The following is a 25,445-nucleotide window of genomic DNA, read 5'->3' on the forward strand; positions in this document are numbered from 1 at the left end:
CAGTTTCATTTTTTTTGGTTGGTTTAGTTTTTGGTCTTCTTGTTTATATTTTTAAATACGAAATAAACTATAATTAATATCCTAACTGAAAGTTTTTACATCGAAAAACTTACTATTAGTGACAAAACATTTAAATGCAATTACAGTTGCATTTAGAGATTAATTACAGCCTTGGGATGTTATAATTATCTGATTTCCGTTCATTTCAAAACTTGTACTATTCCCGATACTTTTACAAACAATTTTTAATTTTTCGGTTAAAGGCTGATCGCTCAAGGAAGTGGTTAAATGACAATCTTTTAATTTATCTTTTGGATAATCAATATCTATTAAATAAGCTTGTTCGATCGTTTCAAAAATTTGAGAAACTGGAATATCGTTAAATTCGAAGCTTAACTGCTCAATATTACCAACACTTTTAGCAAGTACTACATCTTGAGTAATATCTGTTATTTTATTAAATTTCAAATCATTTCGTAAAAACCGCAAAGCTTGATTTGGCAGTAGTACAATCTCTTGCTGATCTGACTTAGAAATCATATCGTTTGATTTTACCTTAACTTTACCGGTACGAACAAGAATTTCAACATCAGGCTGATCAGAATAAGCTTTAACTCTAAAACTAGTTCCTACAACTTTTGTGATAATCTCGTTCGCATAAACGTAAAAAGGTTTAAGAGGATTTTTACTAATTTCAAAGAAACCTTCGCCGGATAAATACACCTTTCTTTCGTTTCCGGTAAAGATTTTAGGGTAACTTAATTTACTGTTTGGCTGCAGCAAAACAGAACTGCCGTCTGATAATGTAATAATTTGCGGTTTATTAGAATTATTAGTCTGTTCTACCAAACCTTCATTATTATCATCGATAAGTTCTTTGTAAGTGACTATTTTACTTTCGGATTTAAAATATTGATTGTAACACCAAACTGACATCAAACATAAAAGAAAAGATGCCGCAATTCCTGAAAGAAGATATCTTCTAAAAAAAGTAGTTTTTGAATCTTGTTGTGCGTTTTGAGATTCTTTTTCACGAATCTTTATCCAAGTGTCTTGTAACGCTCTGTGAATATCAGATTTTGTAAGTTCACTTTCGGGAACTTTCATAGAAAGAAGCATTAACCTAGCATCTTCTACTAGTTTTGCTCTCTGTTGACTTTCTAAGGTCCATTCCTCCCATCCATCTTGATCTATTTTAAACAGAATCCAAGATTGAAATGATTCATCAGATAAAAAATCTTCTATTTCGGTATATGTGTTACGTTTTTGCATCTAAAAATAAGGTTACAAAAACATAGAGGACAGCTTTCTTATTATATACTCACTAAATTGTGATTTTTTTTTATTTTTTTTTACTTTATTTAAAAAGTACTTGAAAACAGTATTGTAATAATAGTTAAACTGCCTTTCCATTCTTTACGAAGAGTAAGTAAAGCGCGGTGCAGTAAGTTATTTGCAGATTGATAATTAATATCCAGCATTTCGGCAATTTGTTCAACATTAAGTCCTTGATGATAACGCAGATAAAGAGCTTCTTTTTGTCTTGGAGGTAATTCGTTAAGCAATTTATTCAAATGAATCACTTTTTCTTTTGTAGCATAATCATCATCCAAAAGTTCATTATCAACAGCAAATTCTAATAAAAATTCAACAGCATCTGTGCTTGCCGTTTTTCTAAAAATATGATCACGTTCGTACAATCGAGCAATTCTCTTTCTTACGCTTGATAACAAATAAGCTTTTACGACAACTGAGCCTTGCAATGAATTTCTATAAAGCCAAATATCTGTAAATACATCTTGAACGCAATCCTGAACTTTTTCTGCATATGGAGAAAGCGAGTTCCCGTAACTCACCAAATCGCTGTAGTATCTTTCAAACAGCAGTGAAAATGATTTTTCATCTCCTATTTTTAAATCATTCCAAAGTGTATTGTCATCAATAGAATTGACTGGTAAGATTCGGGTTTTCATAATTGATAATTATTATCTAAACAAGAAGACATTTTTTATTAATGCAGAGAACACATTATTTTAACATTAAATTTTTATTTTGTTCGCTAAATATATAAAAGCAAATATTTAAAACCAATTATTTTACAAAAACGAAGCGGTTTCTTAATACAGAAACTATCCTTAACTTAGACTGCATCAGCGTTCTTAAATAAATGTTAAAAAAATATTTATTCTTCCAGAATAACAAAAGATAAGATTTTTACTACTCTAAACAATTTTATATAACCTCAATAAAAAAGCCTTACTAAAAAGTAAGGCTTTGCTAATTTACATTAAGAAATTGCTTTTAGAAAGCTACATTCCATCTTGGTAATTTTCCGTTTTCATCTAGAAAATTTTGTAAAACCTGCCCTTCAACAGCAGTTGGAATCGCTTTTACATCTGCATTAAAAGTTTCATACCAAACTACTTCAAGAACAGAGATATTCTCTAATTTCATTTGCGCCGGCCAAGAGTATTTTCTTCCTGTTTTTGCAAACTGATGTCCATTTACAATTTTATCGTATAATCCTCCGCTTTTGCTTTTAAGAGTTCCGTCGTTTTGTACTGTTCCCGTTGAACCTACCATGATAAGCTCTTTTGCATCTCCGTCAATTTCATAAACTACAAAAATCCCAGCACTGCCCTCAGGAGCATTACAAACTTCTTCTAAACTATCATTTACAGTAAAAGTAAAACTATTACTTGATTTAAACTTTTCTAATTCTTTACTCATCTTTTTTTATTTTTAAGCTTCTAATGTACTGAGGCACAAAGTTGCTAAATTTTTAATTTATATTCCAACATTTTAAAAATGTAAAAAAGTCTCAACAAAATATTGAGACTTTTTTGGAATTTGTTATTTTAAATAACTTGAAGATTATCCAAGTACTTCTTTTACTTTTTTACCAATTTCAGCTGGTGAATCAACAACATAAATACCGTTGTCTTTCATAATTTGTTTTTTAGCAGCAGCTGTATCATCAGAACCACCAACAATAGCACCTGCGTGACCCATTGTTCTACCAGCAGGAGCAGTTTCTCCAGCGATAAAACCAATAACTGGCTTACGGTTACCATCAGCTTTTACCCATCTTGCAGCATCAGCTTCTAATTGACCTCCAATTTCACCAATCATAATGATTACTTCAGTTTCAGGATCATTCATTAATAATTCAACAGCTTCTTTAGTTGTAGTTCCAATGATTGGATCTCCACCAATTCCGATAGCTGTAGTAATTCCTAAACCTTGTTTTACAACTTGGTCAGCAGCTTCGTAAGTTAAAGTTCCTGATTTAGAAACAATTCCAACTGTACCTTTTTTGAAAACGAAACCTGGCATAATACCAACTTTAGCTTCACCTGGAGTAATAACTCCTGGGCAGTTTGGTCCAATTAATCTAGAATTTCTTTCTTTAACATAATTATTTGCTTTAATCATATCTGCTACAGGAATTCCTTCTGTAATAGCAATAATTACTTTAATTCCAGCGTCAGCAGCTTCCATAATTGCATCTGCAGCAAAAGCAGGCGGTACAAAAATGATAGATGTATCAGCACCAGCTTGATCAACAGCGTCTTTTACTGTATTAAAAACTGGACGATCTAAATGGCTCGTTCCTCCTTTTCCTGGAGTAACACCACCAACAACATTAGTACCGTACTCAATCATTTGAGAAGCGTGGAAAGTTCCTTCGCTCCCTGTAAATCCTTGAACAATTATTTTGGAATCTTTATTAACTAAAACACTCATGATATATATTTTATGTAGTTTTTAAAATTGTGTTGCAAAAATAAGGTTTTGTAATGTATTTTGCCTCTTTTATTGTCAAAAAAATATTAAGAAAATTGACTCATCTGATAACCTCTATAAAGTTTGTCATCTTTTATCTGCCAAAATGCAGAAAAATGCGCCAACAGCATCTCTTCACGAGGATTCTCAATTGTTTTTACATAGTGAGAATAACGTACCGAAACTAGATCTTCCTCAGCAATAATGTGACTGATTCGCACTTTCGAACGAACATACGCTCGACTTAGCTCATTGGCCATTTCCAGCATTGAGTCATGATTCATCTCAATATATCCTTTACTGCTATTCCATTCTAATATAACTTCAGGATGGAGATACGTTTTAAGAATTTCACTATCAATTAAGGCATCCGACTTATAAAATTTTTGAACAAACTCTTTTATAGACATATTACTTCAATTTAGTTAGAATTTCAGGAATCTTTTTGATATTGGCTAATTGTTTTAACTTTTCTCTTGATTCTTCAATTGGTGTTCCAAAGTAAGACTTACCTCCTTCTACTGATTTAGTGACACCTGTCTGCCCCATTACAACTGCTTTTGCTCCAATTGTAATTCCGCTTGTTGTTCCTACTTGTCCCCAAATAGTCACTTCATCTTCAATAATCACACAGCCGGCAATACCAGTTTGAGAAGCAATTAAACATTTTTTACCAATAACTGTGTCGTGTCCAACATGTACTTGGTTATCCAGTTTTGTTCCCTCTCCAATAGTTGTATCTCCAGTTACACCTTTATCAATTGTACAAAGAGCTCCTATTCCAACATTGTTTTCAATAACCACTCTGCCGCCAGAAATTAACTGATCAAATCCATCAGGGCGTTTTTTGTAATAAAAAGCATCTGCTCCTAGTATAGTTCCTGCATGAATCATAACATTATCTCCAATTACAGTATGATCGTAAATAGTAACGTTTGGATGTATTAAGCAGTTTTTACCAATAGTTACATTGTTTCCAATAAAACAGTTGGGCTGAATAACAGTTCCTTCTCCAATAGTCGCAGAAAGCGCTATCGATACAGTTGTTGCTTGAAAAGGTCTAAAATGTTTAGTTAAGGTATTGAAATCTCTGAAAGGATCATCAGAAATTAAAAGAGCTTTACCTTCTGGACATTCGACTTCTTTATTAATTAAAACAATAGTCGCAGCAGATTGTAAAGCTTTGTCATAATACTTCGGGTGGTCAACAAAAACAATATCTCCAGGTTCTACGACATGAATTTCGTTCATACCTAAAACAGGAAAGTTTTTATCACCAATAAATTCGCAGTTAAGCAAATTTGCAATTTCTTCTAAAGAGTGAACTTTTGGAAATTTCATATTTTATAATTAGAAAATTTGTCAATTAGAAAATGTGTCAATTAGAAAATGAGTCAAATAGAAAATGAATATTCAAAATTATGTTTATTCATAAATTATCTAATTGACTCATTGACAAATTATCTTAATTAATAATTTACTCTTTTACACGCTCCATGTAAGAACCTGAAGCTGTATCAATTTTAATTTTATCTCCTTCGTTGATAAACAACGGAACGTTTACTGACGCACCAGTTTCTACTGTAGCAGATTTAGTTGCATTTGTAGCCGTGTTTCCTTTTACTCCCGGCTCAGCGTAAGTAACTTCAAGAATTACAGATCCCGGCATATCTACTGATAAAGGCAAATCTGTTTCAGTATTAATCTGAACCATTACATTTGTTCCTTCTTTCAATAATCCCGGCGCATCTAAGATGTTCTTGTTTAAAGAAATCTGCTCAAAAGTTTCAGCATTCATAAAGTGAAATTCATCACCTTCAGCATATAAAAACTGAAAAGTATGTGTTTCAACACGAACATCTTCAATTTTATGTCCAGCAGAAAATGTATTATCTAATACTTTTCCTGTTGTTAAACTTTTTAATTTAGTTCTTACGAAAGCTGGACCTTTTCCAGGTTTTACGTGAAGAAATTCGATAATTTTATAAATATCGTGATTAAATTTAATACACAATCCGTTTCTAATATCTGATGTAGATGCCATTTGTTTTTGTTTTATTTAATTTTTTTTCAATCGCTTAATCGTTTATTTGTTTCGACTAAACGATTATACAAATAAACAATTAAATTTTATTTTTAATAGTTTCCTGAATAACCTTTCATAATTCCTCTTGATGAATTTCTAATAAAATCTAGAATTTCATCTCTCTCAGGAGTAGCTTCCATTTCAGCTTCAATAATACTTAAAGCTTGTGTTGTATTGTAATTTTTTTGATATAGAATTCTGTAAATTTCTTGGATTTCTCTGATCTTATCTGTACTGAAACCTCTTCTTCTTAAACCAACAGAGTTGATTCCAACATAAGACAATGGTTCTTTTGCCGCTTTTGTATAAGGCGGAACATCTTTTCTAACCAATGAACCACCAGAAATCATGGCATGATCTCCAATATGAATAAATTGATGAATAGCTGCTAAACCTCCAATTACAGCATGGTTACCCACTACTACGTGACCTGCCAACGCTACACCATTTACAATAATGGCATTGTTACCAATTTCGCAATCGTGCGCAATGTGTGCATAAGCCATAACTAAACAATTGTTACCTAGAATAGTTTGCCCAGATGCAACTGTACCTCTATTAATAGTAACACACTCTCTAATTGTACAATTATCTCCAATAATAGCAAGAGAATCTTCGCCGCCAAACTTCAAATCCTGCGGCACAGCTGAAATTACAGCACCAGGAAAAATATTGCAATTTTTACCAATACGGGCACCTTCCATGATGGTTACATTTGAACCAATCCAAGTACCATCACCAATAACAACATTATTGTGAATTGTTGTAAAAGGCTCAATTACAACGTTTTTAGCGATTTTAGCGCCAGGATGAACATATGCTAATGGTTGATTCATCTATGTTTTATATTTTAAATTAAAATAATCTAATTTGGGGCAGTAAACCTAAACAATAAAATTGATTATTTATTATTGTTTTCTTGCGATTTGTGCCATTAATTCTGCCTCGGTAACTAATTTTCCGTTTGCGTAAGCATTTGCCTGCATATGACAGATTCCTCTTCTGATAGGAGAAATAAGCTCACATTTGAAAATTAATGTATCACCTGGCAATACTTTGTGTTTGAACTTAACATTGTCAATTTTCATGAAATATGTTAAATAATTTTCAGGATCAGGAACAGTACTTAATACTAAAATCCCTCCTGTTTGTGCCATTGCTTCAACAATTAAAACACCCGGCATTACTGGAGCTTCAGGAAAGTGACCTACGAAGAAATTTTCATTCATAGTAACATTCTTCAAACCAACAACATGACGGTCAGACATTTCAATAATTCTGTCGATTAACAAAAATGGAGGTCTGTGAGGAAGCATTGCCATAATTTTATGGATATCCATTAATGGCTCTTGGTTTAAATCATAAACTGGAACATGATTTCTTTGTTCGATTTTAATGATTTTTGCCAATTTTTTAGCAAACTGAGTATTCACATAGTGACCTGGTTTATTTGCAATGATTTTTCCTTGAATACGAACTCCAATAAGAGATAAATCACCAATAACATCAAGCAGTTTGTGTCTAGCCGCTTCGTTTGGATAATGTAAAGTCAAGTTATCTAAAACACCATTTGGTTTAACTGAAATTTCGTCTTTACCAAAAGCTTTCTTTAAATTAGCCATTGTAGTTTCAGAAATTTCTTTATCTACATATACAATTGCATTATTTAAATCACCACCTTTAATTAATCCATGCTCTAATAACGACTCTAATTCATGTAAAAAACTAAAAGTTCTTGAATTAGCAATTTCATTTTTAAAGTCAGCTATACTTTTAAGTGTCGCATTTTGTGTACCCAATACTTTTGTACCAAAATCAACCATAGTTGTTACTTGATAGTCATCACTTGGCATTACAAGAATCTCACTTCCAGTTGCTTCGTCAGTAAATGAGATAACTTCTTTTACAACATAAACATTGCGACTGGCATCTTGTTCTTCGATTCCAGCTTTTTCAATTGCTTCAACAAAATATATTGATGAACCATCCATGATAGGAAGTTCAGAGGCATTTAATTCAATAATAATATTGTCCAAATCGCAGCCAACTAATGCAGCTAAAACGTGTTCTGGAGTCTGTATCTTAACACCTAATTTTTCTAAGTTAGTACCTCTTTGTGTATTAACAACATAATTAGCATCAGCCTCAATGACTGGCTGACCTTGCAAATCAACTCTTACAAAAGTGAAACCGTTATTAATTGGAGCTGGTTTAAAAGTCATTGTAACTTCTTTTCCAGTGTGTAATCCAACTCCTGTTAGTGAAATTTCATTTTTGATGGTCTTCTGTTTAACCATTATTTCCATTTTTTGGGTTTATTATTTGTTTTTTTAATTCTTCCAGTTCGGCAACAATTTTAGGCAGATTTTTAAAATGAACATACGATTTATTAAAATCTGTATATCCAAGTGACGGTGTTCCTTGCAGAATTTCATCATCTTTAATGTTTCTAGCTACTCCAGACTGCGCCTGAAGTCTAACATTGTTTCCTATTATTAAGTGGCCTGCTATACCAACCTGTCCGCCAATCATACAGTTTTCGCCTATTTTTGTAGAACCTGCAACACCGCTCTGCGCAGCAATTACAGTATTTTTACCAATCTCTACATTATGAGCAATCTGAATTTGATTGTCTAATTTAACTCCTTGTCTAATAATTGTAGAACCAAGAGTTGCTCTGTCGATCGTAGTATTAGCACCAATGTCAACATTATCTTCAATAATAACATTACCAATTTGTGGTACCTTACTATAAACTCCCTCTTCATTTGGCACAAAACCAAAACCATCTGCACCTATTATAGTACCTGAATGAATTGTACAATTGTTTCCAATTACCGTCTCTGAATATATTTTTGCGCCTGCAAAAATACATACATTGTCACCAATAACTACATTGTCACCAATAAAACTGTTTGGATAAATTTTTACATTATTACCTAAAACAACATTTTGTCCTACATAACTAAAACTGCCCAAATATAGATTTTCACCATATTTAGTTCCTTCCGACATAAAAGAGTTCGCTTCAATTCCGCTCTTATTCAATTTTACTTGGTTATAAAAATGTAAAAGTTTAGAAAAAGAAGCATAAGCATCTTCTACTTTTATTAAAGTTGTAGTAATTTCCTGTTCCGGTATAAAGCTGTCGTTAACAATTGTAACACTTGCTTTTGTAGTATATATGTAATTGATATATTTGGGATTAGCCAAAAAAGTAAGCGATCCTTCCTCGCCCTCCTCTATCTTAGAAAGCCTAGAAACTTCAGCATTGGGATTCCCAACAACTTCTCCTTCTAAAATTCCCGCTATTTGTTCTGCTGTAAATTTCATCGCGACAAAAATATAAAAAATAGATTTTAAATGTTAATTTTAGATAAGTTGTTTTGGAAAACAGATGTAATATTTTGTCACCAATTTAGATAACGATTTCAAATTCAACTGATCAGAGGCTTCTACAACATCTTCAATTGTTTTGTCTTTTTTCAAAATTCGAATCGGTTCCGCTTCTTTACTGTAAGCCTGATTCTTAATTTTTCCTCTAAATATAAAGTAACCTGCTTCTAACTGTGAAATATGATGTTCTTCAGCAAATTCTTCTTTTAAAGATTGTGATTCTTCCATCGGAATTTTCTCTGCGCTCAGTTTTATCTTCAATAAATCTCTGTTGATAAGCATTTTACTTAAAGTAGAAAGAATAAAATCATCCTGTTTCTGCCAAGCTTTAAGCGCACTGATAATATCAAAATCATCTAATTGAGAAAATAGATCCAATTTCTCTGCATCAAAATCTTCAATTGTAATTTTATTTTGCATGAAATACAAAAGCGGTTCACTGCAAGGCAGTTTAACTCCTTTTAAAGTCAATTCTTTTGCTCTTTTTAAAACTTTCATCAAAATCAGCTCAGCCACCAAACTTGTTTTATGCAAGTAAGCCTGCCAATACATCAATCTTCTTGAAAGTAAAAATTTCTCTACTGAATAAATCCCTTTTTCTTCAATTACCAAAACACCGTCAACCACATTCATCATCTGAATTAAACGTTCAGAGTTAACATTCCCTTCAGCAACACCAGTATAAAAACTGTCGCGTTTTAGATAATCCATTCGATCCATATCCAACTGACTTGAAATCAATTGAAGCATGAACTTTCGATGATAATCTCCTTTAAAAACTTGAATGGCTAAACTTAATTTTCCGTCAAATTCATCATTTAACTGATTCATGAATAACAGTGAAATAGCCTCATGATTTACATCTTCCACAATACTTTTTTCCATAGCATGCGAAAATGGTCCGTGTCCAATGTCATGCAGTAAAATTGCAATATACAATGCACTTTCTTCTTCTCCAGAAATCGCAACACCTTTAAATCTAAGCGTATCAACAGCTTTCTGCATTAAATGCATACAGCCAAGAGCATGATGAAAACGGGTGTGATTTGCTCCTGGATAAACCAAATACGACATTCCCATTTGCGAAATACGACGCAAACGCTGAAAATACGGATGCTGAATTAAATCATAAATAAGTTCGTTCGGGATAGAGATAAACCCGTAAATAGGGTCGTTGAATATTTTAAGCTTGTTATAATGAGTCACTAGTTGGCTATTTTTTGGTCAACAAATATAAGTAATTAACTATAAACAGGTTTTAGTTTTTAATTTAAAATATCGACATTTAACATCAGTATTTTCTTAATCTTTAAGGAAAGACAAAAATTACAGTAGAATTAATTTATATTTAACATTCCTAATTTTATACTATTTTTAATACTTTTTAAGTTCTATACTTCTAAATTGCATTAAAATTAATCGTTTATGGACAAAATAAAAATACTTTGGGTCGATGATGAAATCGATCTTTTAAAGCCACATATATTATTCCTTGAAAAAAAGAATTATGCTGTAACAACCTGTAACAATGGTCTTGACGCAATTGCTTTATTTGAAGAAGACAATTTTGATATCGTTTTTTTAGATGAAAATATGCCTGGAATGAGTGGCTTGGAAACGCTTTCTGAAATGAAAGAGAAAAAATCAGCTATTCCTATGATTATGATCACCAAAAGTGAAGAAGAATACCTAATGGAAGAAGCAATTGGATCTAAAATTGCCGATTATTTGATTAAGCCTGTAAATCCAAATCAGATTTTACTGAGTTTAAAGAAAAATCTAGACGATTCAAGATTGATTTCAGAGAAAACCACTTTAGATTATCAAAAAGAATTCAGAAAAATTTCGATGGAATTAGCAATGGTTAATTCGTATGAAGACTGGGTTGAGCTTTATAAAAAGCTGCTTTTTTGGGAATTAAAACTAGAAAACATCAACGATCAAGCGATGATTGAAATTCTGGAATCTCAAAAAGTAGAAGCCAATTCACAATTTGGAAAATTTATTGAACGAAATTACGAAGATTGGTTTGCTCCAAAAGCCGACAAACCTATTCAGTCTCACAACTTATTTAAAGAATTAGTTGTTCCAGAACTTAAAAAGAAAGACAAACCTATTTTATTTGTTGTAATCGACAACCTTCGATATGATCAATGGAAATCATTTGAAACTGTAATTTCTAACTATTACAAATTAGAAAAAGAAGTTCCATATTTTTCAATTCTGCCAACTGCAACTCAATATGCAAGAAATGCTATTTTCTCAGGTTTAATGCCTTTGGATATGGAAAAACAATTTCCGCAATATTGGAAAAACGATGTCGAAGACGGTGGAAAAAACCTGTATGAAGCAGAATTTTTATCGGCACAATTAAAACGTTTGGGTTTAAATATTAAAGAAGACTATTTTAAAATCACCAATTATGCCGGCGGTAAAAAACTAGCAGAAAACTTCAAGGCTTTAAAAACAAATGATTTAGTTACAGTAGTTTACAACTTTGTAGATATGTTGTCGCACGCCAAAACAGAAATGGAAGTTGTAAAAGAGCTGGCATCAGATGATAAAGCGTATCGTTCCTTAACATTAAGCTGGTTCAAAAATTCTCCGTTATTAGAAATTATTCAGCAGGCACAACTTTTAGGTTTTAAATTAATTCTAACAACAGATCACGGAACCATAAATGTAAAAAACCCATCGAAAGTTGTGGGTGATAAAAATACAAGTCTAAATTTACGCTATAAAACGGGTCGCAGCTTAACTTATGAACAAAAAGATGTTTATGTAGTAAAGGAGCCGAAAACAATTGGTTTACCTGCCATAAACATGAGTAGTTCGTTTATTTTTGCCAAAAATGATTTTTTTCTGGCTTACGTAAACAACTACAATCATTATGTAAGTTATTATAAAAACACCTATCAGCACGGCGGTATTTCGTTAGAAGAAATGATTATTCCGTTTTTGGTATTTAACCCGAAATAAAAAAATATCGCCTCGAATTTCACGAATTTTTATTTTATGTAAAAAAAGTAAATTTTAATTCGTGAAAATTCGTGAAATTCGTGGCAAAAATAACATAGCAATGAACATCGTTTTTTCTTTAGATCAAATTCAAGAAGCCGCAAAACAAATTTTAGATTCAAATCCTAAAAAAATCATTCTTTTTAATGGTGAAATGGGCGTTGGAAAAACTACTTTAATCAAGCAGTTATGCAAAAATTTAGGCGTTAAAGATGCCACGAGCAGTCCAACTTTTTCATTGGTTAACGAATATTATACTTCTGACAATCAAATTGTTTATCATTTTGACTTTTATCGCTTAAATAAAGAAACAGAAGCACTCGACATGGGCGTAGATGATTATTTATATTCTGGAAACTGGTGTTTTATAGAATGGTCTGAAAAAATTGCAAGTCTTCTTCCTGAAAATACTTCAACTATTACAATTGAGTTGTTGGCAGATGGAAAACGAAACTTAGAATTGGTTCTATGAGAAGCCAAAAACTTATAATTCTATTTTTTACTTTAAATATATCAAGCTTATTTTCACAGACTTCTATTCCATCAGAATTAATGAATAAACCCAGAACTGATGATTTGTATAAAGTTAAAGAAAAAAATATTGAAAGAGTTATCGCATCTGAAACCAATTATTTAAAAAATGAAACTTATGTAAATAAATGGATTTTCAATTACTCATCTGATACAATCATCAGTGGAAAATTATTCAAAAATGAAGAATTAAAATCTGTTTTTGAATATGTTTTAAATGAAGAAAAAAGAATTATAGAAATGAAAGTCAATTTTTTTAGTCCATATGTAAAAAATGACAAACAACATATAAAATACGAGATAACTGATCATTTCAAAATTTTAAACTTTTTAGATAACAATTCGATGATCAAAGCTAAAACAATTGTAGATATGGATTCGTTGCAATCTCCTGTTAGAATAACCTCCATCAATTCTAACAATGAAATTCAATCTAAAGAAACTGCCGATTACAATTACAAAACAAATACATATAATTACAAAGTGTACAATTATAACAATGAAATAGTTTTAAATAAAACAGAATACTATAACCCGAAATATATAATTGAAAAGAATGAGTTTGGAGATATTACAAAAATGTTTTGGCCTCTTTCTTCAAATAAAGTTTTAATCACTTTTGAATACAAGTACGACAAAAAAGGAAATTGGACTAAAAGAATCAAAAAAAACTTTAGTGCTAACAGTGAATCAATTTCAACTGTTGTAAAACGAGAAATAAAATACAAAGAATAATTTTATCAAATTTTTAAAATGAATTCTCAAAATATCGTAAAAATAATCCCTTTTTCTCCCGATTTAAAAGAGCACATTAAAACTTTAAATATAGCTTGGCTAACCAAATATTTTAAAGTTGAAGAAAAAGACAAAATAACGCTTTCAAATCCGCAGGAAGAAATTATCGACAAAGGCGGAATGATTTTCTACGCAAAATACAACGACGAAATTATTGGAACAGTTTCTTTACTAAAAGTTGACGATTCAACATTTGAACTAAGCAAAATGGCTGTTTCTGATACTGCACAAGGATTAGGAATTGGCAATAAACTACTTGAACATTGTATCGATATTGCGAAAGAAAATGACATAAAAAAACTCTTTTTATACTCTAATACAACTTTACTTCCTGCAATTCATTTGTATAAAAAATTTGGTTTCGCAGAAATCCCTTTAGAAGCAGGGGTTTACAAAAGAGCCGACATTAAAATGGAGAAAATAATATCTTAACATTTGACCTTAGTATTAGCAGAATTTTTACACTAATTCTAAAACTTTTTACGTAATTTGTACTCTTAATTTTTTGCATAACTCATGTCAATTACCTTAACTCCATTTACAAAGCAACAATTAATTCCACAAGAAGAAAAACTTGAGGTTGGTCGTTTTAAAAGAGAACTTTTTATAGGAATTCCAAAAGAAACCAGCTATCAGGAAAGGCGTATCTGCCTGACTCCAGATGCAGTAAACTCCCTAACCTATGAAGGTCATCGTGTAATGATAGAATCTGGCGCAGGAGAAAGTTCAAGTTATACAGACAAAGAATATTCTGATGCTGGCGCAGAAATCACTAAAGATACTAAAAGAGTTTTCGGTTGTCCGCTTTTATTAAAAGTAGAACCACCTACTTTAGCCGAAATTGAAATGATAAATCCAGAAACTATTATCATTTCGGCAATTCAATTAAAAACAAAAAAAAGATCTTATTTTGAAGCTTTAGCACAAAAAAAGATTACAGCATTAGCTTTTGAATATATTAAAGACGAAGACGGCACTTATCCTGCTGTAAAATCTTTAAGCGAGATTGCTGGAACTGCTTCAATACTCATCGCTGCCGAATTAATGATTACAACTGAATTTGGTAAAGGACTGTTATTTGGAAACATTACCGGCGTTCCTCCAACCGAAGTAGTTATTTTAGGAGCGGGAACTGTTGGCGAATTTGCTGCAAAAACCGCAATAGGGTTAGGTGCAAATGTAAAAGTATTTGATAATTCTATCACTAAATTACGCCGACTGCAGAATAATTTAAGTCAGCGTATTTTTACATCTACCATTCAACAAAAGGCATTATTAAAAGCATTACGCCGTTGTGATGTTGCCATTGGTGCCATGCGTGGTAAAGAACGCTGCCCGATTATTGTTACTGAAACGATGGTCGAACACATGAAAAAAGGTGCTGTTATTGTTGATGTAAGTATTGATACTGGCGGCTGCTTTGAAAGTTCTGAAGTAACAACACACGAGAAGCCTACTTTTATTAAAAATAATGTTTTGCATTATTGTGTACCAAATATCCCTTCTCGATATTCTAAAACTGCTTCATTATCAATAAGTAACATACTATCTCCTTACCTTCATCAAATTGCTGAAGACGGCGGATTAGAGAGTGCTATTAGATGTAACAAAGGACTTAAAAACGGAATTTATTTATATCATGGAATTCTAACAAATAAAGCAATTGGCGACTGGTTTGATCTGCCAGACAACGATATTAATTTACTTGTATTTTAAAGGAACTTTAATGTACCTTTGCAAAAATTTTATTTCATGAAGTTCGTACACCGTTTTGCATATTATTTGATTGGTTTAGTAATGGGTTGTTTTGTTGTAGCCCTTATTTTTAGTGGTAAAGATACTCGTTGCAACTATTTCCCAAATGCCAGAGTTTTAAATGATTTAAGAACAAAACCTTTTCAATATTCTGATAAAGCCGTTCAGACTTTAAATGAAAAATGGGTTGATACTGCCGATGTAAAAAACACATTGACGTATGGCGATGTAGATTTTGACCAAAGTAATGTTCCGTTCAAAAACGGAAAAATATACATTATTGAAGGAAAAACAGCTAAAAATCAAGAGATTATTCTAAAAGTAGTAAACTACGAAAAGAAAGCGGTTTTAGAAGAAATAACAAAGAAACCTACAGATAAATAGCATATAACAGGAACACTTTGTCATTTCGACGAAGGAGAAATCTTCATGAGAAGCTCGACAAAGATTGGCTCTTTAATACTAGTTCCTTACGGAGATTTCTCCTTCGTCGAAATGACAAAATTGTAAAAAAACTCGTGTTAATCTGTGTAATTAGAGCTTTAAAACCATTCTATTTCTTTAATCCCTTTTGATTTTAGAAAAGCATTTGTTTTACTGAAATGCTTATTCCCAAACCATTTTCCTTGATTGGCACTCATAGGAGACGGATGGCCTGATTCTAAAATATAATGTTTAGAGCGATCTATTTTTAATCCTTTTTTCTGAGCAAAACTTCCCCATAACAGAAAAACAACATTTTCTTTTTGGTCAGAAACAGCCTGAATTACAGCATCTGTAAAGAGATTCCATTTCAAATGTTTGTGACTATTTGGACTATCTTTACGAACAGTCAGTGAAGCATTTAGAAGTAAAATTCCCTGCTTTGCCCATTTTTCAAGATTTCCTGATGACGGCATAAAAATCGAATCAAGATCAGTATTTATTTCTCTGAAAATATTACGAAGTGACGGCGGAATTTTGACTGTATCATTTACTGAAAAACTCAAACCATTGGCTTCTCCTTCTCCATGATAAGGATCTTGACCAATGATTACAATTTTCAAATCGGCAAAACTGCAATTATTAAAAGCTGAAAAAATCAACTCAGCCGGAGGATAACAAGTATGCGTTTTATACTCAACATCTAAAGCCTCCATTAATATAGAAAAATAAGGTTTTTGAATCTCGTCTTTTAAAACATCCTGCCAATCTTGAGATAAATTAATTTTCATTCCAATAAATTATAAGTTAAAATCAAAAATAATATAAAATAAAAAGTGTGGTATATTAATTTCCAACCAGCTTTCTTCTTTGCACCATGCAGAAGATATAGAAGCAGAAAAACTAAAACCATCACCTTCAATAAAGGAACTTTTTGACATTTTAACAACTGCTTCCTTTATCAACTCTTCGTCGAAACCAGCAACATCTACTTTTATTACATATGGATCTGTATTAATCTCATTCTTAAAATCTATATCTGAACCATTTACAAAAACTTTCGCCTTTTTATATTCTAATTTTCCATTCAAGATATTATTTCTAATAATTCCAAAAACTAAATTATCATCATAATCAACTAATTTCTTTTTCATCAATTAAAATTTTATCACAAATTACGCAAAGTTTTTTTCAAACTACTAATCAATAGTACTATTTAGTTTTTAAAACTTTGTAACTTTGAAACCTTACAATTTACGATATATAATGATATCTATTACCGAAAAAACATTACAAGATTTACAATTTCCAACAGTGCTCGAAACTATTTCGGATGGCTGTAACACAGATATTGGAAAAGAAAAAGCTTTACAAATAACACCTTTTAGAGATAAAGAAACATTGATGCAGGCTTTAATGCAAACTTCAGAGTACGTTTCTTCTTTTCAAAACAATAATGCGCTCCCAAATCACGGATTTGATGCGATAACACATGAAATTAAATTTCTGGCAATCGAAGACAGTTTTCTAGAAGTAGGAAGTTTTAGAAAAATTGCCACACTTTCGTCAACAACAAATACCTTACTTACTTTTCTAAAAAAGTTTGATGATTATTATCCCAATATAAATGCAAGAGCTTCAAGAGTTGAATATACAAAAGACATTGTTTCTTTAATTGATGCAATTGTAGACAAATACGGGGAAATAAAAGACAATGCCTCTCCTGCTCTTTTGAGTATTCGTCAGAGCATGAATTTAGTCCGCGGAAAAGTGAACCAAAGTTTTGGTGTTGCATTAACACAATACAACAGCTTAGGATATTTGGACGATATTAAAGAAAGTTTCGTTCAAAATCGACGCGTTTTGGCGGTTCTTGCTATGTATCGTCGTAAAGTAAAAGGTTCTATTTTAGGAAGTTCTAAAACGGGAAGTATTGCTTACATCGAACCAGAAGCGACTTTAAAATACTCGCGTGAATTAAGTAATTTAGAATACGAAGAAAAAGAAGAAATCACACGAATTTTAAAACAGTTATCAAATTCAATTCGTCCGTTTTTACCGCTTTTAATTGAATATCAAGAATTCCTGAGTGATATTGATGTTGTTGCCGGAAAAGCAAAATACGCTAACCGAATTAATGCCATTTTACCAACGATTACAGAAGAAAGAAGATTGTTTTTTAGAGAAGCTTATCATCCAATTTTATATCTCAATAACAAACAAAAAAACGAAGTTACGCATCCGCAGACTATTGAACTAAAACAAGAAAATAGAATTATTGTAATTTCTGGTCCGAATGCCGGAGGTAAAACGATCTCATTAAAAACAGTAGGTTTACTGCAATTGATGCTGCAATCTGGAATGTTGATTCCTGTGCATGAGCGAAGCGAAACCTTTTTGTTTGATCGAATTTTAACAGATATTGGAGACAATCAATCTATCGAAAATCATCTAAGTACATACAGCTACAGATTAAAAAACATGAATTATTTCTTGAAGAAGTGCAACAAGAAAACTATGTTTTTAATTGACGAATTTGGTACAGGTTCTGATCCCGAATTAGGAGGCGCTTTAGCCGAAATTTTCTTAGAGGAATTTTACCATCGTGAAGCATTCGGAATTATTACAACGCATTATTCGAATTTGAAAATTTTGGCAAACGAATTGCCATTTGCTACAAATGCAAATATGATGTTTGATGAAAAATCGCTTGAACCAATGTATAAATTAGCTTTAGGACAAGCAGGAAGTTCGTTTACCTTTGAGGTTGCTCAGAAAAACGGAATCCCATTTGGGCTGATTAACCGTGCAAAGAAGAAAATTGAAGTTGGAAAAGTTCGCTTTGACAAAACCATTGCAACACTTCAAAAAGAAAGATCGAAGCTTGAGAAAACTTCTTTAAATTTAAAAGAAGAAGAAACTCGAGCACGTGAGGAAAGCAAAAAGATGGAAAACATCAATGTAAAAATCAAACAAAAACTAGAAAGCTATCAGGAATTATACGACAGCAATCAGAAAACAATTTACATTGGTCAAAAAATAGAAGATATCGCGGAGAAGTACTTTAACAATAAAAACAAGAAAGAACTTATTGGTGAGTTTTTAAAAATTGTTGAAATCGAAAACTCTAAACGTAAAAAAGCAACTCCAAAAGAAAGCAAAGCAATTATTGAAAAGAAAAAAGAAGTAATTGCAGAAGTTTCTGTGAAAGTCGAAGAGATTAGAAAAGAGAAAAAGGAAAAGAAACTCAAACCCGTTATCGAAAAACCAAAACCCGTTTTAAAAGTGGGCGACAGAGTTCGAATGCTCGACGGAAGATCTGTAGGAAGCATAGATTCTATCGAAAAAAATAAAGCAACCGTAAACTACGGTATCTTTACCTCAAAAGTAAGTTTAGACGAATTAGAGCTTGTTGAGGCTGTTAAGAAATAGTTGATGGTTTGTGGCTGATGGCTGTTTATTAATACTTGATTCTTGATCTTCAATGGTTTTTTAGATAAATAAGAGCTTTATTCGGAAAACGATGAAATGAAGCGTATATATAAAATGGAAAAACAGAGTGAGATTGTTTCGCTGCTTCAAAAAACTGCAGAAAACAAAAAAATAATACTATTTGACGGCGTTTGCAATTTATGCAGCAGCGCCGTTCAATTTATTATAAAACACGATAAAAAAGATACTTTTCGTTTTGTGGCTTTACAATCTGACTTAGGAAAAGAAATTTGTACTTATATTGGTGTCGATCAAGCTAAAATTGACAGCATAATTATGTATCATCCTGCTGTCGCTTATTATTATAAATCTAACGCTGTAATTGAAATTGCCGAAGATTTGGGTGGTTTATACAGTATAATGACAATCTTTAAAATCCTTCCAGAAAAGCTTCGAAATTACATTTACGATTATATTGCGGCAAATCGTTACAAATGGTATGGCAAAAAAGAAAGCTGCATGATTCCTACGCCAGAACTAAAAGCAAAGTTTTTGTAAAAAACATCCTGAAATCAAAAACTAAATTCACTATTTAACCTCTTCAAAAGTGAATTTTGGGTCTTTATAATTTAAAGTTCCCGGCAAAAAGCAAGGAAGATTCATATAAGTCCCCACTACACCGCTTCCTAAAACTAGTTTATTTTCTTTTCGCAAAAAAGCCAAAGGAACTCTTTTCCAGCTTCCTCCATTAGATATAAAATGAAAATCGCCCCTAAACGTATCTCCTTTTATATCGCCTCTCACATCTCCAGAATCTTTACCAATCTTATTATACAATATTTCATAACGTCCAAAAAAACGTTTATCACTTATATTTAAAACCAAAATTGCGGTATCATTATTAGTAACAGCACGGTAAAAAACTTGTTTGTAACCTGTTTTTTCTTCCTTAGAATTACAAGAAACGATAATTGTAAAAACCGAAAAAAGAAACAAAAGTGATTTTAAATTCATAGTATATATTTATTTTGACATAAGTTAACATTATTCACAACTCACTTGTTAAGTAGTTTACTTATATCATTTATAGTGATTTAAATAATTTATAAACGATCTTTTACAAACTCAATTTGAGTTTTGCCGTGAGCTCTAGGTTTACCATTTTCGTCTAGATTTACCATTGTAGTTTCATCGATTGTAATAATGGTTTCACGCGTCATCATATTTCTAACTGCACATTTTAAAACTACCGAAGTATTCCCAAATTTAACCACGTCAATCCCAATCTCGACAATATCTCCTTGTCTTGCAGAACTTCTAAAATTAATTTCAGACATATGTTTGGTTACAACTCTCGGATTTTCTAACTGAATTATAGTATAAAGCGCGAGCTCTTCATCTATCCACGCTAATAATTTTCCTCCAAATAAAGTTCCGTTAGGATTTAAATCTTCGGGCTTAACCCACTTTCTGGTATGAAATCGCATAATTTTAATTTATAAAAGTAAAAATAGAGTTTTTTGTATTTGAAATTTTTATAAATTTAAAGAAAAAACATGGCAGATAGAGACACTTTTTTAAAAGAATTCAGAGGCGAAACTTTAGGAACTGTAAGTGCTCAATCTTCGGCAGATGAGTTATTTCAAAATCAAACGATTAGACCTATTTTAAAGCTTCAAAATGATTTATTTATAGCCGTTTTTATTAATTATGTAAATAAAAACAAAGCCGATTTTTATTCGTACACCATCGAAAAGAAACTCCAAACTATAGAAAATTCGATTCAAAAAGATATTAAGTTTCGAAATTCTCTAAAAGGAATTGTCATGGCACTTTTTACGATTGAAGAATACGATACTTATATCCAGAATTCTTCTGATTTAAACAAACGTATGATGAATTTATTGATTGACCGATTAAAAAGTCAAGTGCAGTTGTTTGAGATGGAAACTAATAATTAATAAGTATTCATCAGATGTAATTAGTTTCAATACCTAGTCCGTTTCCTGAAGCCTAATGTCATTCAGTTACGATTTTTTGATTGAATACCCATCCATTACTGATTTCTTCACTTGTTATGAAAGCTCCGGCGGAGCATAATATTTATAGNNCTATAAATATTATGCTCCGCTGGAGCTTTTTTACTAAATAGTCAAATTTCAACGAACAATATTGATTCTACGATACAGCTTAATCATTATTAGTTGTATTTCAATTAGAGCATTTGAATAAAAAAACAGGTTTAGCCAGATTATTAATCTTACCAAACCTGTTTTTAAAACTATCTTTTTTTAAGAAAATTATTCCTCAGAAAGCATTAGCTCTTTAATGTATTTAACTGGAGCGCTTCCAAAACTTAAAAACTTCTCATGGAATTTTTTCAAATTAAATTTATCTCCTTCTTTCTTTTTAAGTTCTTCTCTTAAATTATAAATTTCAGTATAACCTGTAAAATAAGAACATAACTGCACTTGAGATAAAGTTACACGTTTCCATTTACCATCAGCTTCAGCTTGCTGCTGAAAAGCCTCTTTAGTCAATAAATCGATAGCTGCTTCTTTAGACATGTTTTTAGTATGAACACTAATATCTAAAATTGTATTACAAGTCGCTCTTAAATTCCATTTATAGTACATCAACCACATTTCATCTGAGTTTTTGTAACCGCTTTCCAACATCATTTTTTCTGCATAAACAGCCCAGCCTTCGATCATTGCGCCATTTCCTAAAATAGATTTAATGATACTTGGAGACTGATTACTGTAAACCAATTGCGTATAATGTCCAGGAACTGCTTCGTGAATATTTAAAATTTGAAGAATATAATCGTTGTATTCTCTCAAATAACTTTCAGCATTTTCAGCCGTCCATCCTGTCATACTTCCTACATTGTAATACGTATTCGCATTTTTATCATATGGTCCCGGAGCCGAAATTGATGCTCCTGCTACTCCCGCCATATAAGCAGGTTCTTTACGAACTACAAGTGGTTTTGATGGATCGATGTATAACAAATCCTTAGCCTTTACATAAGCTGTTAGTTCTGGGATTTGTTTCTCAATTTCAGACTGAAATTTTTCCGGCGTAGTATGCTGCAATGATATTTTATCAATAACCTGCTTGATTAAATCTAATTTATCAGCTGGTTTTGGATCTTTTCCTTTGTATTTTGCCCAAAGTTTATCAGCCAGAACAAACATTTTATCGTGTAAATCTTTTTTATGGTCAATTGCAATTTTGTAAATCTCATCGGCAGTATAGCTTGATTGGATATCAAAATTGAATTTTTTAGCATACAATGCAGAACCAAGTCTAAAAGATCTAGGTGTTTTGTTCGGTAAAGCTTTTAACCAAGCAGCATAATCTGTGATCGCTTTTTTAGCCAATTTAGCTTTATCCTGCATTTCTTTTTTCTCAGAATCGCTCAATTTACTTTTTCCCAAAGCTTCATTAAGATCAACATCAAAAACTGTCGAACCGCCTAAGTTTTGTGCAATTGCAAGTTCTGTGTGTTCTATCGTAGGATTTTTAATATTGGCTTTTGCCGCTTCGTAATAAGCAGGAACATTGTCCATTTTAGCACCAAAAGCACGAAGACGAGTTTCTAATGAGTCGTATTTTCCATTTAATATTTCAGCGAAAGCACCGCAAACATTATAATCCGCTGGATTCCATTGCGATGATTTTACTTCTTTAATGCTGAAAATTGTACTTTCAAGCTGATTTTTTATCATTTGAAAATCAGTCTTATTATTATCTGACAGATCTTCAAGCTTAAACTGCTTTAATGAATCTAATTGTGCATTTGCAAAATCAAGTTGTTTTTTTTCTTCAGCTGCGTTTGGAACAACTAAAAGATTATCAAACTTGTGATATCCTACACCAGAAGCCCAGCCAGGATTAATTTCCCACAAAGCCGTTACAAAGCCGTCTTTGTATTTATCAAATTTTTCATCTAAAGCTTTGTCAGCATTAGACTTAGCACCTTTATTACAAGAAAAAAGCAATGCAATAGCAAAAATTGAAACAAACAGTTTTTTCATAAGTCATTTTTTTTATGGTTTAAAGATAAAAAAAATGTTCATTATGCAAAACAATGTGATTTTTATAATCAATATTTCAATAATTCTAATAAAACTTCTTCGAAACGATTTTTAGGTAAAAATTGATCTTCTAAAGCTTTTGTAAACGGAATTGGCGAATCGAGACTTGCCACTCTTTTTACGGGAGCATCTAAATACTCAAAACATTCCTCCATAATTAAAGCCGAAATATCGCTTGCAATACCGCCGAATAGGGTATCTTCTTGATAAATAATTACTTTTCCTGTCTTTTTTACTGAGGTAAAAATAGTTTCAGTATCAAGTGGCTGCAATGTTCTTAAATCGATTAAATCAGCTTTTATTTCAGGATATTTCGCTAACGTTTCCAGCGCCCAATGCACTGGAGCACCAAAAGCAATGATAGTTATCGAAGTTCCTTCTTTTAACAAAGCTGCTTTTCCAAACGGAATTGTATAATAATCAGTAGGAACATCTTGATGTATACTTCTGTACAATTGCTTATGCTCAAAAAACAAAACTGGATTTGGATCGTTAATCGCAGTATTCAATAAACCTTTTGCATCATAAGGAAAAGCAGGATAAACCACTTTTAAACCCGGAGTTTTAGTAAACCAAGCCTCATTTGTCTGCGAATGAAATGGTCCTGCCTGAGTCCCGCCTCCGCAAGGCATACGAACCACAACATCGGCTTTTTCGCCCCAGCGGTAATGTGATTTTGCCAATAAATTGACAATCGGATTAAATCCTGTTGAAACAAAATCAGCAAACTGCATTTCGACAATTGCTTTATAATTATTTATAGACAATCCCATCGCAGTCGAAACAACCGCACTTTCGCAAATGGGCGTATTTCTAACACGATCTTTTCCAAAAAACTCTACAAATCCGTCGGTAATTTTAAAAGCACCACCATATTCAGCAATATCTTGTCCCATCATGACAAGGTTTTTATGACGCTTCATCGATTGTTCTAAACTATTTCGAATAGCATCTATAAAACGAATATTCTTAATTTCAGCTGTCGAAACAACTTCTTCATATTCATATGGCTTATAAACATCCTCTAATTCACCGCTGTAAGTAGGTATGATTTCAGGTTCAGCATTGGCGATGGCAAGATTCTCGTCAATTTCCTGTTTTATTTCGTTGTGAAACTCTTCATCAAGTTCAGTTGTAAGAACGCCAATCTCAGTTAAATAGTTTCTATAATTTACAACAGGATCTTTAGTTTCCCATTCTTCCATTAATTCTTTTGGAACATATTTGGTACCGCTTGCTTCCTCATGGCCGCGCATTCTAAAAGTTTTAAACTCGAGCAAAACAGGATGCGGATCGTTTTGCATATCTTGTTTTAATTTTGACAGTTTATTATAAATCTCCAAAATATTATTGCCGTCTATAATATAACTTTCAATACCATAACCAATTCCTTTATCAGCTAAATTCTCGCATGAATATTGTTCTTTAGTTGGTGTAGATAATCCGTAACCATTATTTTCTATAATAAACATTACGGGAAGTTTCCAAACAGCAGCAATATTCAACGCTTCATGAAAATCGCCTTCGCTTGTACCGCCTTCACCAGTAAAAACAGCGGTAACTTTTTTATTATCTTGAAGTTTATTCGCTAAAGCAATTCCGTCAGCAATTCCTAACTGCGGACCCAAATGCGAAATCATTCCAATAATATTATATTCCTGAGTTCCAAAATGAAAACTTCTATCACGTCCTTTTGTAAAACCATTTGCTTTTCCCTGCCATTGCGAAAATAATCGGTGCAAAGGAATATTTCGTGTAGTAAAAACTCCTAGATTTCTATGCATTGGTAAAACATATTCAGACTTGTCTAAAACAGAAGTAACACCTACAGAAATTGCTTCCTGCCCTATTCCTGAAAACCATTTAGATACTTTACCCTGCCGAATTAAAATGAGCATTTTTTCTTCGATTAAACGCGGCTTAAGCAGTTTTTTATACAGGTCTAACAACTGCTCATCTGTAAGGTTTTCTCTATAAAAGATCATAGTTCTTGGTTTTTATATATCAAATATAAAAAAATATAACAATTTTACTTATTTATGTTATAAAATTTTAATTTTATTATAACTTTTAAAATTCAATTCTAAAATATTCTCTACCTTTGTTATATAAAGGCTTTA

General features: G+C 32.0%; 26 protein-coding genes. 9 read left to right on the top strand and 17 right to left on the bottom strand.

Annotated elements, in window-relative coordinates; genetic code table 11:
* Nucleotides 1-159: 159 nt before the first annotated feature.
* The 11 genes from B0A75_RS17090 to B0A75_RS17140 form a co-directional block, all read right to left on the bottom strand.
* On the bottom strand, nt 160-1,272 hold the full coding sequence (locus tag B0A75_RS17090) for a FecR family protein (RefSeq protein ID WP_089055480.1): 1,113 nt from the start codon (nt 1,270-1,272) through the stop codon (nt 160-162).
* 89 nt (nt 1,273-1,361) lie between these two features.
* On the bottom strand, nt 1,362-1,973 hold the full coding sequence (locus tag B0A75_RS17095; RefSeq protein WP_089055481.1) for an RNA polymerase sigma factor: 612 nt from the start codon (nt 1,971-1,973) through the stop codon (nt 1,362-1,364).
* Nucleotides 1,974-2,301: 328 nt separating this feature from the next.
* The gene (locus tag B0A75_RS17100) at nt 2,302-2,730 is read right to left on the bottom strand and encodes a hypothetical protein (protein ID WP_089055482.1); all 429 of its coding nucleotides are present in this window, start codon (nt 2,728-2,730) and stop codon (nt 2,302-2,304) included.
* 144 nt (nt 2,731-2,874) lie between these two features.
* A complete protein-coding gene (gene sucD / locus B0A75_RS17105) occupies nt 2,875-3,747 on the bottom strand; it encodes a succinate--CoA ligase subunit alpha (protein WP_089055483.1) in 873 nt (290 codons plus the stop codon).
* A gap of 86 nt (nt 3,748-3,833) precedes the next feature.
* On the bottom strand, nt 3,834-4,196 hold the full coding sequence (locus B0A75_RS17110; protein WP_089055484.1) for a nuclear transport factor 2 family protein: 363 nt from the start codon (nt 4,194-4,196) through the stop codon (nt 3,834-3,836).
* Between the two features lies 1 nt (nt 4,197).
* Entirely contained in the window at nt 4,198-5,127 is a 930-nt protein-coding gene (locus B0A75_RS17115; protein ID WP_089055485.1) for a UDP-3-O-(3-hydroxymyristoyl)glucosamine N-acyltransferase, read from the bottom strand.
* Nucleotides 5,128-5,263: 136 nt separating this feature from the next.
* A complete protein-coding gene (gene efp, locus B0A75_RS17120; protein ID WP_089055486.1) occupies nt 5,264-5,830 on the bottom strand; it encodes an elongation factor P in 567 nt (188 codons plus the stop codon).
* Nucleotides 5,831-5,922: 92 nt separating this feature from the next.
* Complete coding sequence (gene lpxA, locus B0A75_RS17125; protein WP_089055487.1) at nt 5,923-6,708, bottom strand: acyl-ACP--UDP-N-acetylglucosamine O-acyltransferase; 786 nt, start codon at nt 6,706-6,708, stop codon at nt 5,923-5,925.
* Nucleotides 6,709-6,780: 72 nt separating this feature from the next.
* The gene (locus B0A75_RS17130; RefSeq protein ID WP_089055598.1) at nt 6,781-8,169 is read right to left on the bottom strand and encodes a bifunctional UDP-3-O-[3-hydroxymyristoyl] N-acetylglucosamine deacetylase/3-hydroxyacyl-ACP dehydratase; all 1,389 of its coding nucleotides are present in this window, start codon (nt 8,167-8,169) and stop codon (nt 6,781-6,783) included.
* Complete coding sequence (gene lpxD, locus B0A75_RS17135; RefSeq protein ID WP_089055488.1) at nt 8,162-9,205, bottom strand: UDP-3-O-(3-hydroxymyristoyl)glucosamine N-acyltransferase; 1,044 nt, start codon at nt 9,203-9,205, stop codon at nt 8,162-8,164. Before lpxD ends, B0A75_RS17130 begins: the two co-directional genes overlap by 8 nt.
* A gap of 39 nt (nt 9,206-9,244) precedes the next feature.
* Entirely contained in the window at nt 9,245-10,474 is a 1,230-nt protein-coding gene (locus B0A75_RS17140; RefSeq protein WP_089055489.1) for an HD domain-containing protein, read from the bottom strand.
* A gap of 219 nt (nt 10,475-10,693) precedes the next feature.
* Between B0A75_RS17140 and porX the strand changes: the two genes are divergently transcribed.
* The 6 genes from porX to B0A75_RS17170 all read left to right on the top strand — a co-directional run bounded on the left by porX (nt 10,694) and on the right by B0A75_RS17170 (nt 15,751).
* Nucleotides 10,694-12,247 (top strand): T9SS response regulator signal transducer PorX, encoded by a 1,554-nt coding sequence (gene porX, locus B0A75_RS17145; RefSeq protein WP_089055490.1) that lies wholly within the window; start codon nt 10,694-10,696, stop codon nt 12,245-12,247.
* A 100-nt stretch (nt 12,248-12,347) separates the two neighbouring features.
* Nucleotides 12,348-12,758 carry a tRNA (adenosine(37)-N6)-threonylcarbamoyltransferase complex ATPase subunit type 1 TsaE gene (gene tsaE / locus B0A75_RS17150; protein ID WP_089055599.1) on the top strand — a complete coding sequence of 137 codons (411 nt, stop codon included), beginning with the start codon at nt 12,348-12,350 and terminating at the stop codon, nt 12,756-12,758.
* Nucleotides 12,755-13,552 carry a hypothetical protein gene (locus B0A75_RS17155; protein WP_123872390.1) on the top strand — a complete coding sequence of 266 codons (798 nt, stop codon included), beginning with the start codon at nt 12,755-12,757 and terminating at the stop codon, nt 13,550-13,552. The genes tsaE and B0A75_RS17155 overlap by 4 nt, the downstream gene beginning before the upstream one ends.
* An 18-nt stretch (nt 13,553-13,570) precedes the next feature.
* A complete protein-coding gene (locus tag B0A75_RS17160; protein ID WP_089055492.1) occupies nt 13,571-14,044 on the top strand; it encodes a GNAT family N-acetyltransferase in 474 nt (157 codons plus the stop codon).
* An 84-nt stretch (nt 14,045-14,128) separates the two neighbouring features.
* Nucleotides 14,129-15,328: an alanine dehydrogenase gene (locus B0A75_RS17165; protein WP_089055493.1), complete on the top strand. Its 1,200-nt coding sequence runs from the start codon at nt 14,129-14,131 to the stop codon at nt 15,326-15,328.
* A 36-nt stretch (nt 15,329-15,364) separates the two neighbouring features.
* Nucleotides 15,365-15,751, top strand: a complete 387-nt coding sequence (locus B0A75_RS17170) for a DUF4258 domain-containing protein (protein WP_089055494.1) — start codon at nt 15,365-15,367, stop codon at nt 15,749-15,751.
* Between the two features lie 158 nt (nt 15,752-15,909).
* Here the strand turns inward: B0A75_RS17170 and B0A75_RS17175 are convergent, their stop codons facing one another.
* Nucleotides 15,910-16,581: a uracil-DNA glycosylase gene (locus B0A75_RS17175; RefSeq protein WP_089055495.1), complete on the bottom strand. Its 672-nt coding sequence runs from the start codon at nt 16,579-16,581 to the stop codon at nt 15,910-15,912.
* Between the two features lie 9 nt (nt 16,582-16,590).
* The gene (locus B0A75_RS17180; RefSeq protein WP_089055496.1) at nt 16,591-16,944 is read right to left on the bottom strand and encodes a hypothetical protein; all 354 of its coding nucleotides are present in this window, start codon (nt 16,942-16,944) and stop codon (nt 16,591-16,593) included.
* 112 nt (nt 16,945-17,056) lie between these two features.
* Between B0A75_RS17180 and B0A75_RS17185 the strand changes: the two genes are divergently transcribed.
* Nucleotides 17,057-19,222: an endonuclease MutS2 gene (locus B0A75_RS17185; protein WP_089055497.1), complete on the top strand. Its 2,166-nt coding sequence runs from the start codon at nt 17,057-17,059 to the stop codon at nt 19,220-19,222.
* Between the two features lie 114 nt (nt 19,223-19,336).
* On the top strand, nt 19,337-19,780 hold the full coding sequence (locus tag B0A75_RS17190) for a thiol-disulfide oxidoreductase DCC family protein (protein ID WP_089055498.1): 444 nt from the start codon (nt 19,337-19,339) through the stop codon (nt 19,778-19,780).
* Between the two features lie 30 nt (nt 19,781-19,810).
* On the opposite strand, the gene B0A75_RS17195 is transcribed toward B0A75_RS17190, so the two are convergent.
* Together B0A75_RS17195 and B0A75_RS17200 are read right to left on the bottom strand one after the other, a co-directional pair.
* Nucleotides 19,811-20,236 carry a hypothetical protein gene (locus B0A75_RS17195; RefSeq protein WP_089055499.1) on the bottom strand — a complete coding sequence of 142 codons (426 nt, stop codon included), beginning with the start codon at nt 20,234-20,236 and terminating at the stop codon, nt 19,811-19,813.
* Nucleotides 20,237-20,325: 89 nt separating this feature from the next.
* Nucleotides 20,326-20,709 (bottom strand): acyl-CoA thioesterase, encoded by a 384-nt coding sequence (locus B0A75_RS17200; RefSeq protein WP_089055500.1) that lies wholly within the window; start codon nt 20,707-20,709, stop codon nt 20,326-20,328.
* A 69-nt stretch (nt 20,710-20,778) separates the two neighbouring features.
* Here B0A75_RS17200 and B0A75_RS17205 point away from each other — a divergent pair, with 69 nt between their 5' ends.
* Nucleotides 20,779-21,183, top strand: coding sequence for a glyoxalase (locus B0A75_RS17205; RefSeq protein ID WP_089055501.1), 405 nt, complete (start codon nt 20,779-20,781; stop codon nt 21,181-21,183).
* Between the two features lie 339 nt (nt 21,184-21,522).
* On the opposite strand, the gene B0A75_RS17210 is transcribed toward B0A75_RS17205, so the two are convergent.
* Both B0A75_RS17210 and B0A75_RS17215 read right to left on the bottom strand, forming a co-directional pair.
* Nucleotides 21,523-23,265, bottom strand: coding sequence for a DUF885 domain-containing protein (locus B0A75_RS17210; protein ID WP_089055502.1), 1,743 nt, complete (start codon nt 23,263-23,265; stop codon nt 21,523-21,525).
* Nucleotides 23,266-23,333: 68 nt separating this feature from the next.
* Entirely contained in the window at nt 23,334-25,310 is a 1,977-nt protein-coding gene (locus tag B0A75_RS17215; protein WP_089055503.1) for an alpha-ketoacid dehydrogenase subunit alpha/beta, read from the bottom strand.
* Nucleotides 25,311-25,445: the final 135 nt, after the last annotated feature.

It is taken from the genome of Flavobacterium oncorhynchi, from assembly GCF_002217355.1.
In the GTDB taxonomy this organism is placed as follows: domain Bacteria; phylum Bacteroidota; class Bacteroidia; order Flavobacteriales; family Flavobacteriaceae; genus Flavobacterium; species Flavobacterium oncorhynchi.